At 74.8% G+C, this 12,329-nt stretch carries 10 protein-coding genes; 5 read left to right on the top strand and 5 right to left on the bottom strand.

The window, feature by feature from the left end:
* Positions 1-244: 244 nt before the first annotated feature.
* Positions 245-652 (top strand): YciI family protein, encoded by a 408-nt coding sequence (locus tag ACFY4B_RS13990; protein ID WP_049659240.1) that lies wholly within the window; start codon positions 245-247, stop codon positions 650-652.
* Positions 653-660: 8 nt separating this feature from the next.
* Positions 661-1,818, top strand: coding sequence for an RNA polymerase sigma factor (locus tag ACFY4B_RS13995; RefSeq protein ID WP_387827581.1), 1,158 nt, complete (start codon positions 661-663; stop codon positions 1,816-1,818).
* A gap of 21 nt (positions 1,819-1,839) precedes the next feature.
* Here ACFY4B_RS13995 and ACFY4B_RS14000 read toward each other — a convergent pair whose 3' ends face one another.
* The 5 genes from ACFY4B_RS14000 to ACFY4B_RS14020 all read right to left on the bottom strand — a co-directional run bounded on the left by ACFY4B_RS14000 (position 1,840) and on the right by ACFY4B_RS14020 (position 7,357).
* Positions 1,840-3,150: a DUF58 domain-containing protein gene (locus ACFY4B_RS14000; protein WP_117488066.1), complete on the bottom strand. Its 1,311-nt coding sequence runs from the start codon at positions 3,148-3,150 to the stop codon at positions 1,840-1,842.
* A 79-nt stretch (positions 3,151-3,229) separates the two neighbouring features.
* Positions 3,230-4,240, bottom strand: a complete 1,011-nt coding sequence (locus ACFY4B_RS14005; RefSeq protein ID WP_049659237.1) for a MoxR family ATPase — start codon at positions 4,238-4,240, stop codon at positions 3,230-3,232.
* Positions 4,237-5,475 carry a DUF4350 domain-containing protein gene (locus ACFY4B_RS14010; protein WP_387968001.1) on the bottom strand — a complete coding sequence of 413 codons (1,239 nt, stop codon included), beginning with the start codon at positions 5,473-5,475 and terminating at the stop codon, positions 4,237-4,239. Before ACFY4B_RS14010 ends, ACFY4B_RS14005 begins: the two co-directional genes overlap by 4 nt.
* Positions 5,472-6,164: a DUF4129 domain-containing protein gene (locus ACFY4B_RS14015; RefSeq protein WP_387968003.1), complete on the bottom strand. Its 693-nt coding sequence runs from the start codon at positions 6,162-6,164 to the stop codon at positions 5,472-5,474. Before ACFY4B_RS14015 ends, ACFY4B_RS14010 begins: the two co-directional genes overlap by 4 nt.
* A gap of 5 nt (positions 6,165-6,169) precedes the next feature.
* Positions 6,170-7,357, bottom strand: coding sequence for a hypothetical protein (locus ACFY4B_RS14020; protein WP_181970603.1), 1,188 nt, complete (start codon positions 7,355-7,357; stop codon positions 6,170-6,172).
* Positions 7,358-7,654: 297 nt separating this feature from the next.
* Here ACFY4B_RS14020 and mtrA point away from each other — a divergent pair, with 297 nt between their 5' ends.
* From mtrA to ACFY4B_RS14035, 3 genes are read left to right on the top strand one after another with little or no spacing between them, the layout of a single operon-like run.
* Positions 7,655-8,332, top strand: coding sequence for an MtrAB system response regulator MtrA (gene mtrA, locus ACFY4B_RS14025; RefSeq protein WP_030247322.1), 678 nt, complete (start codon positions 7,655-7,657; stop codon positions 8,330-8,332).
* 1 nt (position 8,333) lies between these two features.
* Positions 8,334-10,439, top strand: coding sequence for an MtrAB system histidine kinase MtrB (gene mtrB / locus ACFY4B_RS14030; RefSeq protein WP_074005004.1), 2,106 nt, complete (start codon positions 8,334-8,336; stop codon positions 10,437-10,439).
* Positions 10,414-12,306 (top strand): LpqB family beta-propeller domain-containing protein, encoded by a 1,893-nt coding sequence (locus tag ACFY4B_RS14035; RefSeq protein WP_380779373.1) that lies wholly within the window; start codon positions 10,414-10,416, stop codon positions 12,304-12,306. Before mtrB ends, ACFY4B_RS14035 begins: the two co-directional genes overlap by 26 nt.
* Positions 12,307-12,329: the final 23 nt, after the last annotated feature.

Consider the following 12,329-nt stretch of genomic DNA (forward strand, 5'->3'; position numbering starts at 1 on the left):
GTACTGCAGGGGGGACCCTGTGGGAGAGTAGGACGCCGCCGAACAATTCTTCAGAAGAACCCCCATCCGGGTCCCGGATGGGGGTTCTTCGCGTTTTCAGGGACTCTTCGCGTTGTGGGCCGGTTACGGGGCGGGCCGGAAAGAATCTTGGCCGGCCGTGTCGAGAACCCGTGCCCGGCACCGTCCCCGGAGTGGACGCGGCCACAATGGGTCGCACCAGCTCCGAGGATCCGAGGAGAAGACGATGGCCAAGTACCTGTTGCTGAAGCACTACCGGGGTGCCCCGAGCGCGGTCAACTGCGTGCCGATGGACCAGTGGACGCCGGAGGAGGTCACGGCGCACATCCGGTACATGCAGGAGTTCGCGGACCGGCTGGAGAAGACCGGCGAGTTCGTCGACGGCCAGGCGCTCGCACCCGAGGGGACGTGGGTCCGGTACGACGGCGAGGGGCGTCCGCCGGTCACCGACGGTCCGTTCGCCGAGACCAAGGACCTGATCGCCGGCTGGATGGTGATCGACGTCGACAGCTACGAGCGGGCCGTCGAGCTGGCCGGGGAGCTGTCGGCCGCGCCCGGGGCCGGGGGCGAGCCGATCCACGAGTGGCTGGAGCTGCGTCCGTTCCTGGCGATGCCGGCGACCATCACGGAGTGACGTCCCCGATGGACGAGGCCCTGCTGAGGAGTCTCACACCGAGCGTCATCGGAGTCCTCGTCCGCCGCGGAGCTGACTTCGCGGCGGCCGAGGACGCGGTGCAGGAGGCGCTGGTCGAGGCGGTCCGGCTCTGGCCGGCCGAGCGGCCGCGCGATCCCAAGGGCTGGCTGGTCACCGTGGCCTGGCGCAAGTTCCTGGACGCGACCCGGTCGGAGGCCGCCCGCCGGCGCCGGGAGGACCTGGTCGACCAGGAGCCGGAGCCGGGGCCCGCGGCCGCCGTGGACGACACGCTGCAGCTCTACTTCCTGTGCGCCCACCCGTCGTTGACGCCCTCGTCGGCGGTGGCGCTGACCCTGCGGGCGGTGGGCGGGCTGACCACCCGCCAGATCGCCCGGGCCTACCTGGTGCCCGAGGCGACCATGGCGCAGCGGATCAGCCGGGCCAAGCGCACCGTCTCGGCCGTCAGGTTCGATCAGCCGGGGGACGTCGCGACCGTGCTCCGGGTCCTCTACCTGGTCTTCAACGAGGGCTACTCCGGCGATCTCGACCTCGCGGCCGAGGCGATCCGGCTCACCCGGCAGCTCGCCGCGGTGATCGACCACCCCGAGGTGGCCGGACTGCTGGCCCTGATGCTGCTGCACCACGCCCGGCGGGCGGGCAGGACCGCGCCCGACGGCGCGCTGGTGCCGCTGGCCGAGCAGGACCGCGGCCGGTGGGACACCGGGCTGATCGCCGAGGGCATCGGCATCCTCCAGGGGGCCCTGGCCCGGGACCGGCTGGGCGAGTTCCAGGCCCAGGCGGCCATCGCGGCGCTGCACGCCGACGCGCCCACCGCCGGGGAGACGGACTGGGTGCAGATCGTCGAGTGGTACGACGAGCTCGTCCGGTTGACCGCCAGCCCGGTGGTGCGGCTCAACCGCGCGGTGGCGGTCGGCGAGGCCGACGGTCCGCGCGCGGGGCTGGCGGCGCTCGCGGAGCTGGACGACGCGCTGCCCAGGTACGCGGCGGTGGCGGCGTACCTCCATGAGCGCGACGGGGACCTGGTGGCGGCGGCCCGGTTGTACGCGGAGGCGGCGCACCGGGCGCCCGACCTTGCCGAGCGCGACCATCTGACCCGTCAGGCGGCCCGGCTCAACACGCTTCTGAAGGATCGTCGGACGGACTGAGTCCGGCCGGGGGAGCGGGGCTCAGAGCCGGCCGGCGGCCTTCAGCGCCAGGTAGGTGTCGGCGAGGGCCGGGGCGATCCGGGTCGGCGGGGCGTCCAGGACGGTGACGCCGTGGCGGGTGAGGTGCTCGGCGGTGGCCCGGCGGTCGGCCCGGGTCTGTTCGGCGGCCGCCGCGCCGTAGACGGCCTCCAGGGTGCCCCGCCCGGCGGCGAGGGCGTCCAGCTGCGGGTCGGCGACCGAGGCGAGGACGACCTCGTGGCGCTTGGTGAGCATCGGCAGCAGCGGACGCAGGCCGTCCTCGACCGGGGCCGCGTCGAGGCCGGTGAGCAGCACGATCAGCGAGCGCTGCGGCGCCATCTTGAGCGCGGTGGCGACCAGTGAGCGCATGTCGGTCTCGTGCAGCGCGGGTTCCAGCCCGGCCATCGCGTTGGTGAAGGCGGGCAGCACCTCGTGGGCCGAGCTGCCGGCCACCGCGACGCGCTTGCGGGAGTCGTGGGCGAGCAGGTCGACCCGGTCGCCGGCCCGGGTGGCGAGGGCGGTGAGCAGCAGCGCGGCGTCGAGGGCGGCGTCCAGGCGGGGCGCGTCGCCGACCCGGCCGGCCGAGGTGCGGCCGGTGTCGAGGACGACGAGGATGTGCCGGTCGCGTTCGGGGCGCCAGGTGCGGACGGCGACGGTGTTGCGGCGGGCGCTGGCGCGCCAGTCGATGGAGCGGACGTCGTCGCCGGGCAGGTACTCGCGCAGGGAGTCGAACTCGGTGCCCTGGCCGCGGGTCAGGACGGAGGTGCGGCCGTCGAGTTCGCGCAGCCGGGCGAGCCGGGAGGGCAGGTGCTTGCGGCTGGCGAACGGGGGCAGCGCGCGGACCGTCCAGGGGACGAGGTGCGAGCCCTGGCGGGCGGCCAGGCCGAGCGGGCCGAGCGAGCGGACCGTCACCCGGTGGGCGTGGTGGTCGCCGCGGCGGGTGGGGGTGAGCACGGTGGTGATCCGGCGCCGTTCGCCGCCGGGGAGGGCAAGGGTGTGCCGGGAGGCGGCCTCGGCGGTGCCGGGGCGCCAGGCGGAGGGGGCCCAGGCGTCGCGGACCAGGCCGCGGAGCGGCCGGCCGGACGGGTTGGTGACGGTCAGTTCGACGGTGGCGGGCTCGCCGAGCCGGACGGTGGTGTCGCCGGCCCGCCCGAACCGCAGGCCGCGGACCGGGGCGGCGAGCACCAGGTCGACCGCGACGGCGACCAGCACCGCACCGGTGACCAGGCCGATCCCGGTCCAGGACGGCAGCAGCAGGCCCACGACGAGCGCGCCGAGTGCGGCGAGCAGGGCGGTTCGCCCGGTGAGGGCCATGCGGTGCGCTCCTTCGGAAGCCCGTGCGTCGGAACCCGTGGGCCGGCGGCCGGAACGGGGGCGGTACGGCGGGGTGGGGTCAGCGGGGTGCGGGCGTCTGGGTGAGGACGGCCTGGATGACGGAGTCGGCGGTGACGCCCTCCATCTCGGCCTCGGCGCGCAGCGCGACCCGGTGCCGCAGGGTGGGCAGGGCGAGCGCCTTGACGTCGTCCGGGGTGACGTAGTCGCGGCCGGCCAGCCAGGCCCAGGCGCGGGAGGCGGCGAGCAGGGCGGTGGCGCCGCGCGGGGAGACGCCGATGGACAGCGACGGGGACTGCCGGGTGGCCCGGCAGAGGTCGACGATGTAGGCGAGGACCTCGGGGGAGACGGTCAGCTTGGCGATCTGCTCGCGGGCGGCGGCGACGTGCTCGGGGCCGGCGACCGGGCGGACGCCGGCCGCGCCGAGGTCGCGCGGGTCGAAGCCGGCGGCGTGCCGCGAGAGCACCTGGAACTCCTGGTCGCGGTCGGGCAGCGGCAGGACCAGCTTGAGCAGGAAGCGGTCCAGCTGGGCCTCGGGCAGCGGGTAGGTGCCCTCGTACTCGACCGGGTTCTGGGTCGCGGCGACCAGGAACGGGACGGGCAGCGGGCGCGCCTCGCCGTCCACCGTGACCTGGTGCTCCTCCATGGCCTCCAGCAGGGCGGCCTGGGTCTTCGGCGGGGTGCGGTTGATCTCGTCGGCGAGCAGCAGGTTGGTGAAGACCGGGCCGGGCTGGAAGGAGAACTCGGCGGTGCGGGCGTCGTAGACGAGCGAGCCGGTGACGTCGCCGGGCATCAGGTCGGGGGTGAACTGGATGCGCTTGGTGCCCAGGCTGAGCGCGGTGGACAGGGTGCGCACCAGCAGGGTCTTGGCGACGCCGGGGACGCCCTCCAGCAGCACGTGGCCGCCGCAGAGCAGGGCGACGACCAGGCCGGTGACGGCCGCGTCCTGGCCGACCACGGCCTTGCCGATCTCGGCGCGCAGGGCGGTCAGCGCGGCGCGCGGGTCGGTGGCGGGGGTGGCGGGCGCCGTGCCGGGGACGGGGCGGAGCTGGGCGGTTGCCTGGTCGGTCACGGGTTCCGTACCTGCCTTTCGAGGGCGTCGAGGTCGTCGGCGAGCCGCAGCAGTGCGGCGTCGTCGGTCGGGGGCGGGCCGTACAGCAGGGCCCGGACGTCCCCGGCGGGCCGTTCGGACAGCCGGTCGGCCAGGGCGACGCAGAGCGCGTCGGGGTCGGGTGCGCCGGCCTGGAGCGGGACGCCCAGGGCGGGGGCGAGGCGGTGCGCGGTGGCGCCGCGCAGGGCCTCGGCGGCGCGGCCGCGGGCCTTGGCGCGCCGGTAGAGGCGGGCGCGGCCCTCGGTGGTCTCGGCGGCGCGGACCACCACGGGCAGGTTCTCGCTGACCACCGGGCCGAGCCGGCGGCCGCGCCAGAGGGCGGCGAGCACGGCGGCGACGGCGAGCTGGTAGCCGGCCCAGTGCCAGCCGCTCGGCAGGAAGTCGCCGAAGCTCTTGGTGCGGGCGCCCTCGGGGAGCGGGGCGGAGTAGTCGGGCAGGTGCCAGGTGAGGCGGGGCTGCGAGCCGAGCAGGCCGAGGGCGAGGGCGGCGTCGCCGTCCTTGGCGAGTTCGCCGTTGTGCAGGAAGGTGCCGCTGCCGAGCACGACGACGTCGCGGTCGCCGTCGCCGGCCGGGAGGACGACCAGCGGGTAGCCGTGGGCGCGCGGGTAGCAGCCGGTGCCGCGGCTGCCGCTGGTGTAGAGCATGCCGCCCTGCTGGGCGCTGCCGGCCCGGACGGCCTCGGTGAGGGCGCACTCCGCGGGGGTGGAGCGGACGGAGGCGTACGGGAGCCCGCCGGCGTCGTCGGACAGCCGGATGCCGGGGGCGAGCGCGGTGAGCGCGGCCGGGCCGGGGGCGACCAGCACCAGCCGCCGGTGCCGGGCGGCGGCGACGGCGCGCAGCTGGGCGGGGTCGAGCAGGTCGGGTTCGGGCAGGACGAGGGTGTCCGGGCCGGCCGCGGCGGTGGCCGGGTCGGTGGTGAACTCGGCCTTGAGGCCCTGGCGTTCGAGCAGGGCGACGACGGCGTGGGTGCCGTCGCGGTCGTACGAGCGCGGGTCCAGCGGCGGGTAGCGGCGGTCCTGGCCGAGGGCGGACACGGCGGCGGCGCCGATCAGCAGGGCGGCGAGGACGGCCAGGTACCAGCGGGCGCGGCGCCACAGGCCGCGGGTGGTCGGGGCGAGGCTGGTCGCGGCGGCGGCGGCGGGCGGCTCGGCGACGGGCGGTGCCGCGGGTGCGGGGGCGGGGACGGTATTGGTCATGCCGCTCCTCCCGAGGCCGTAGCCGGAGCCGGTGCGGGGGGCGCGAGGACCGGGCGGGTGCGCTCCAGCGTCCGGTCGAGCTCGTGCAGCAGCCGGTACGCGCTCTGGTCGGCGGTGCGCTCGCCGTACGCGATGTCGTCGAAGGTCCGGGCGGCCGCGGCCAGCGCGGCGGCGTGCTCGGGCAGCGCCCGGCCGGCCTCGGCGGCGGCCTCGTCGGCGGTGCGGCCGGGGCGGTTGTCGAGCAGGGTGCGCTCCTCCAGGCCGCGCACCAGGGCGCGCATCTGTTCGCGGACGGCTTCGGTCCAGCGTCCGGCGGCGGCGTGCCCGGCGGCGTCCGTCCGGTACTGGTCGGCGCTGCGCGGGCCCTCGGCGCCGTACACGTCCTGGACGGTGCGGGCGGCGCGGCGGGGTGCGCCGAGGCGCCACCAGACCGCGCCGCCGATCAGCACCGCGACGATCAGGAAGAGGACCAGCCCGGTGGTGCCGGTGGTGCCGTCGCCGGAGATGCTGTCGAGCGCCTTGGCGATGTGGTCGTAGATCCAGTCCGTGACGCGTTGCAGTACGGACGGGTCGTGCTTGTGGTACTCCGCGTCGAGCAGCTCGTCGCGGGCGGCCTCGCGCGCCGGGTCACGCGGCACGGTGACGGGTGCGCCGCCCGCGGCGAGGAGCCTGTCCCCCCAGTTAGGCATCCGGTTCAGCGCCTCGCCGGTGCCGGGTCGCCCTGCGCGCCCCAGCCGGTGCCGCTCTGCTCGGGCAGGCCGGCCGCGCGGGCGAGTTCGATGTCCAGGGCCTCGCGGCGGATCCGCTGGTCGATGTAGACCAGCACGCCGACGGCGGCGATGAAGGGGGTGGTGAAGGTGCCGGCGATGATCCCGGCGACCGCCAGCAGGAGCAGCATGGCCACGCCCTGGTCGGCGGTGTCGGGCAGGCCCTGGGCGTCGAGGCTCTCGAAGCCGAGCAGCAGGCCGAGGAACTGGAACGGGACGACGACGACCATCGCGACGACGAGCGCCAGCACGTGGCCGAGCAGGTTGATGCCGAAGACCCGCCACCAGGCGCCGCGGACCAGCCGCCGCGAGCGCGACAGCGCCGTCAGCACGCCCTGCTTCTCCAGCATCAGGGCGGGCGCGGCGAGGCTGAAGCGCATCCACAGCCAGACGGCGACCGGCACGGTCAGCAGGCCGACCAGGGTGAGCAGGCCGGCGATGGCGACGGAGCCCTGGCCGGCGAGGGTGTAGCCGATCAGCGGGGTGAAGCCGAGCAGGACCACGCCGGGGCCGAGCAGGACGGTGAGCAGGGTCAGCCCGAGCAGCTGCAGCAGCCGGGGGCGGGCGTCGCGCCAGGCCTCCCCGGCGGTCGCCGACCGGCCGAGGACGGCGCGGCTGACCACGATGGTGAGCAGCGCGGTGGCGAACACGTTGAGCAGCAGTTCGAGCGGCAGTCCGGCCAGCATCCGCAGGGTCTGGGTGGCCTCGCCGGTCTTGCCCTTGACCAGCAGGTTGACCAGGAGGCTGCCGGCCTGGGCGACCACGGCGAGGCCGAGCGAGAGCGCGAGCACGGTGCGCCAGTGCCGGCGGACGGTGGTGACGGCACCGTCGAGCAGTTCGCCGAAGCTCAGCGGGCGCAGCGGGATGACGCCCGGCTTGGGGCTCGCCGGGGCGCCCCAGCCGTACGGGCGGTGGCCGCCGGGAGGCTGCTGGCCCCACTGCTGTCCCCACTGCTGTCCGTTCCCGGGGGCGCCGGCCGGGCCGGTCCAGCCGGGGGCGGCCTGTGGTGGTGCCGACGGCCCGGGCACGGCGGCGGGCGCGTCGGCCGGGGGCCGGGCGTCGTCGCGGGGCGGCTCGGACGAGCTGGGCGAGGCCCAGCCCGGGGTGTCGGTCATCACTGCTCCTCGGAGGGCGTCACGGGCGCGACTGCGAACGGATCTTCCGCCCGCGCGCAGCGCCCATCGTGCCATGGGGCCGGAAACCGGCCCCATGGCGATCCGGTTGCTGATCGGCAACGGTCCTCCGCGGCGGGTCGGGCGGTGGTCCGGCGCGGGTTCGCGGGGGGTCCGGAGGCGTTTCCGGGGGAGCATTCGCCCGGTATGGCCGGAATGCACCGGTGGGGGAGTTGGCCGTTCTGGAGCATTGGCACTGCTGTGCGGCAGGTCACAATCCGGTAATGAGAAGATGGACGCATGAAGGGACGCGTCCTCGTCGTTGATGACGACTCCGCACTGGCCGAGATGCTCGGTATCGTGCTGCGGGGTGAGGGTTTTGAGCCGTTTTTCGTCGCGGATGGGGACAGGGCGCTAGCCGCCTTCCGGGAGACCAAGCCGGACCTGGTCCTGCTCGACCTGATGCTGCCCGGCCGGGACGGCATCGACGTGTGCCGGCAGATCCGGGCCGAGTCCGGCATCCCGATCGTGATGCTGACCGCGAAGACCGACACGGTCGACGTGGTGGTGGGCCTGGAGTCGGGGGCCGACGACTACGTCACCAAGCCGTTCAAGCCCAAGGAGCTGGTGGCCCGGGTTCGCGCCCGGCTGCGCCGCGCCGAGGAGCCGACGCCCGAGCAGCTGACCATCGGCGACCTGGTGATCGACGTGGCCGGCCACTCCGTGAAGCGGGACGGCCGGGGCATCCCGCTGACCCCGCTGGAGTTCGACCTGCTGGTCGCGCTGGCCCGCAAGCCCTGGCAGGTGTTCACCCGCGAGGTGCTGCTGGAGCAGGTCTGGGGCTACCGCCACGCGGCGGACACCCGTCTGGTCAACGTTCATGTGCAGCGCCTGCGTTCCAAGATCGAGAAGGACCCGGAGCGCCCCGAGATCGTGGTGACCGTCCGCGGCGTCGGTTACAAGGCGGGACCCAGCTGACGTGACGGAGCGGGCAGACGACACCCCGTCGGGTTCCGCGACCGACGGGGCGGGGGCCGTGCGCGGCGACGTGCTGAGTTCGACCACCCGTCGCCGACGCGGCCCTTCCGGCGTGTTCGCGCTGGTGAAGCGTCAGCTGCGCCGTCCCACGCACCGGGTGGCCGCGCTGTACCGCCGGTCGATCCAGCTGCGCGTGGTCGCGGTGTCGCTGCTGGCGTCCATCGCGGTCGTCCTGGTGCTGGGCGTGGTCGTGGTGGCGCAGGTGCGCACCGGCCTGCTCGGGACCAAGACGGACGCCGCCCGCGCGCAGGCCCGGATCGGCTTCCAGGTCGAGCAGAAGAAGATCGACGAGGCCCGGGACCAGAAGCTGCGGGGCACCGCCGACCCGACCGTCGACGAGATCGGCACCTGGCTGCTGCGGCAGGTCAACGACCTGGCCGGGAGCGGGCAGACCGTCTACTCGGTGATCGCGATGTCCCCCGGCACCGGCGCCGTCGTCCCCGACGGGGGCGGCTTCGCGCCGCGCTACTCGGGCGACATCCAGCCGATCAGCATCCCGGACACCCTGCGGGCCAAGCTGGCCGCCGAGCCCGGCCAGATGTTCGACCAGCCGACCCGGATCCAGCGCTCGCCCGGCAGCAGCGTCACGTCCGAGCCAGGGCTGGCCCTCGGCATGCAGTTCCGCGGCCCGGCGGAGACCTCGTACCAGCTGTTCTACGTCTTCTCCTTCGGTCAGGAGACCGACACCCTCAACCTGGTCACCGGCACCCTGGCGACCGCCGGGGTGTTCGTGGTGATCCTCATGGGCGGCATCGCCTGGGTCGTGGTGCGCCAGGTGGTCACCCCGGTCCGGATGGCCGCCGGGATCTCCGAGCGGCTCGCCGACGGGCACCTGGAAGAGCGGATGAAGGTCACCGGGACGGACGACATCGCCCGGCTCGGGGAGTCCTTCAACCGGATGGCCAACGCCCTCCAGGCGCAGATCCGCCAGCTGGAGGAGCTGTCCCGGGTGCAGCGGCGCTTCGTCTCGGACGTCTCGCACGAGCTGCGCACCCCGCTGACCACGGTCCGGATGGCCGCCGACCTCATCTACGACAGCCGCGAGGACCTGGACCCGATGGCGGCCCGCTCGGCGGAGCTGCTGCAGGGCCAGCTGGACCGCTTCGAGTCGCTGCTCGCCGACCTGCTGGAGATCAGCCGCTTCGACGCCGGCGCCGCGATCCTGGACGCCGAGCCGGTCGACCTGCGCGAGATCGTCGCCCGGGTGGTGGAGGCCGCCGAACCGCTCGCCGAGGCCAAGGGCAGCGCCGTGGTGATCCGCGGCGACGGCGAGCCGGTGCTGGCCGAGGTGGACTCCCGCCGGATCGAGCGCATCCTGCGCAACCTGGTGGTCAACGCGCTGGAGCACGGCGAGGGCCGCGACGTGGTGGTCCGGCTGGGCTCGGCGGACGGCGCGGTCGCGGTCGGCGTGCGCGACTACGGCATCGGGCTCAAGCCGGGCGAGGCGTCCCGGGTGTTCCACCGCTTCTGGCGGGCCGACCCGTCCCGGGTGCGGACCACCGGCGGCACCGGCCTCGGCCTGTCCATCGCGGTCGAGGACGCCCACCTGCACGGCGGCTGGCTCCAGGCCTGGGGCGAGCCCGGCGGCGGTTCGCACTTCCGGCTCACCCTGCCGCGCACCCGCGGCGGCGAGATCAGCCGGGCGCCGTTCCGGCTGGAGCCGGAGGACTCCCGCAACAACCGGGGCCTGGGCGCGCAGGGCACGCCGTACCGGCGGGCGATCAGCCCGGCCGGCTCGACGGCGACGGCCGCCGTCGAGGAGCAGGCGGAGACGCCGGAGACGGTGAGCGGCGGCCTCGGCAGCGGGCTCGGCGGGGTGCTGAACATCGGCCCCGGGCTGGGCCGGCGCAAGCTGCCGGAGGGTCCGCGCGCGGACCCCTCGGGCGTGTGGACGGCCGCCGGGTACGGGGCCACCGGCGCCCAGGTGATGGTGGACCCGACGCCGGGACGGCCGTCGGTGGCACAGCGGACGGCGGAGCCGGACGCGACGGGTGGGACGACGGACGCGGAGGGGTCGCAGCGTGCGAAGGACGAGCAACAGGACTGAGCCGCGGCTCCTCGCGGTGGTCGGCGGGCTGCTCGGCGCCCTGGTGGCGAGCGGCTGCGCGGCCATGCCGGATTCCGGCGGCATCACCAGGGTGGAGCTGTCCCAGGGCTCGGCCGACAAGGACCTGCAGGCCCGGGTCTACCCGGTGGCGCCCGCCCGGGGCGCCAAGCCGCGCGAGCTGCTGAACGGGTTCCTGGACGCGGTGACCGCCGACGAGGGGTACGACACCGCGCGCAAGTACCTCACCGAGAGCGCCGCCGCCACCTGGAACCCGGACGCCGGGACGAAGGTGCTCTCCGCCACCGGCATCCCGCCCGGCCAGGACGTCACCGACACGGACACCACGGCGTCGTTGCAGGTGAGCGGGCAGCTGGTCGCCGGCGTCGACGAGCGGCACTCGTACGCGCGGGTCGCCGGGCAGAACAACGACTCGTCCGACTTCACCTTCGTCCGGCAGAAGGACGGCGAGTGGCGGATCGACAGGCTGGCGCCCGGCGTGATCATGAACGAGACCAACTTCCGGAACAGCTTCCGGCAGGTCGAGCGGTTCTTCTACACCGCGCCCGACCCGTCCTCGGTGGTGTCCGGGAGCACCGGCCAGGAGGTGCTGCTCGCCGACCCGGTCTACCTGCGGCGCCGGATAGACCCGCTCACCTCGGCCGTCCGGGCGCTCGTCGACGGCCCCTCCGTCTGGCTCTCGCCGGTGGTCCGCACGGCGTTCCCGGCCGGCACCACGGTCGACAAGGTGAGCATCGACGACAACCGGGTCGCCCACGTGCAGCTCGGCAAGGCGGACACCGGTGAGCCGATGGCCTGCCGGCGGATGGCGACCCAGCTCTTCTACACCGTCGCCGACCAGGGCAAGGGCCAGATCACGCGGCTGGAGCTGAAGGGGCCGCACGGCTCCTGCACGGCCGCCCGCGGTGACTCGCCGTCCACCGGCCCCGGTGCCCTGGCCGGGTCGACGACGGCGACGCAGTACTACCAGCGTGCCGACGGAGCCCTGGTGGCGACCGACGAGGTGCGCCCCGGCGATCCGGTCCGCGGGGTCCTCGGCAAGCCGCAGTCGAACACCAAGCCGCCGCTCGGCGCCTTCGCGGTCAGCCGCACCGGCTCCCAGGCCGCCGCGATCAGCGAGGACGGCCACCAGGTCTGGTCGGTGCCGCTGTCGGACAGCGCGGTGGCCATGGGCGAGCCGGTGCTCACCTCGCCGGCCAAGGGCGGCGACAAGGAGGACGGCTTCGCCTCGCCCACCTGGGACGGCCGCGGCGACCTCTGGGTGGTGGACCGCAACAAGCAGGCCCCGCGGGTGGTGATGGTGCGCGGTGCCAAGTCGTACACCGTGCCGGTCGAGGGTCTGACCGGCCAGACCGTGCAGGCGCTGAAGATCTCCTCGGACGGCGTCCGGGTGGCCGTGGTGGCCAGGACCCCGGGCTCGGCCGTCCGCTCGCTGTGGTTCGGCCTGGTCGTGCACGACGGCACCCCGCAGGCGCCGACCGTGAAGATCACCGCGCTGCACCGGGCCGCTCCCACGCTCACCGACGTCGCCTCGGTGTCCTGGGCGGAGACCGACCAGCTGCTCGTGCTCGGCAAGGAGGCCGACCGGACCCAGCAGCTGTACTTCATCAGCACGGACGGCTCGCAGAGCACCGAGACCCAGCTGCAGAGCGCCGAGAGCATGCTGACCGTCTCGGCCTCGGAGTCCCGCGGGGACAGCCTGACCCAGACGCCGCCGGTGCTCGCGATGGGCGAGGTCAAGCAGACGGACGGCAAGCCGAGCGAGATCAAGGCCTTCCGCCTGGTCAACAACCAGTGGCGGGAGACCTCGCTGATCGACAAGCCGCGGTCCTTCTTCTACGCGGGCTGACGCCGCGTCCGAGCCTCTCCGGG

The organism is Kitasatospora sp. NPDC001261, assembly GCF_042896795.1.
Taxonomy (GTDB): domain Bacteria; phylum Actinomycetota; class Actinomycetes; order Streptomycetales; family Streptomycetaceae; genus Kitasatospora.

Excerpts from the sequence above, each read along its gene's own strand:
- ACFY4B_RS14010 (WP_387968001.1), bottom strand. The coding sequence starts at position 5,475 with ATGACCAATACCGTCCCCGCCCCCGCACCCGCGGCACCGCCCGTCGCC.
- ACFY4B_RS13990 (WP_049659240.1), top strand. The coding sequence starts at position 245 with ATGGCCAAGTACCTGTTGCTGAAGCACTACCGGGGTGCCCCGAGCGCG.
- ACFY4B_RS14000 (WP_117488066.1), bottom strand. The coding sequence starts at position 3,150 with ATGGCCCTCACCGGGCGAACCGCCCTGCTCGCCGCACTCGGCGCGCTC.
- ACFY4B_RS13995 (WP_387827581.1), top strand. The coding sequence starts at position 661 with ATGGACGAGGCCCTGCTGAGGAGTCTCACACCGAGCGTCATCGGAGTC.
- ACFY4B_RS14015 (WP_387968003.1), bottom strand. The coding sequence starts at position 6,164 with ATGCCTAACTGGGGGGACAGGCTCCTCGCCGCGGGCGGCGCACCCGTC.
- mtrA (WP_030247322.1), top strand. The coding sequence starts at position 7,655 with ATGAAGGGACGCGTCCTCGTCGTTGATGACGACTCCGCACTGGCCGAG.
- ACFY4B_RS14020 (WP_181970603.1), bottom strand. The coding sequence starts at position 7,357 with ATGACCGACACCCCGGGCTGGGCCTCGCCCAGCTCGTCCGAGCCGCCC.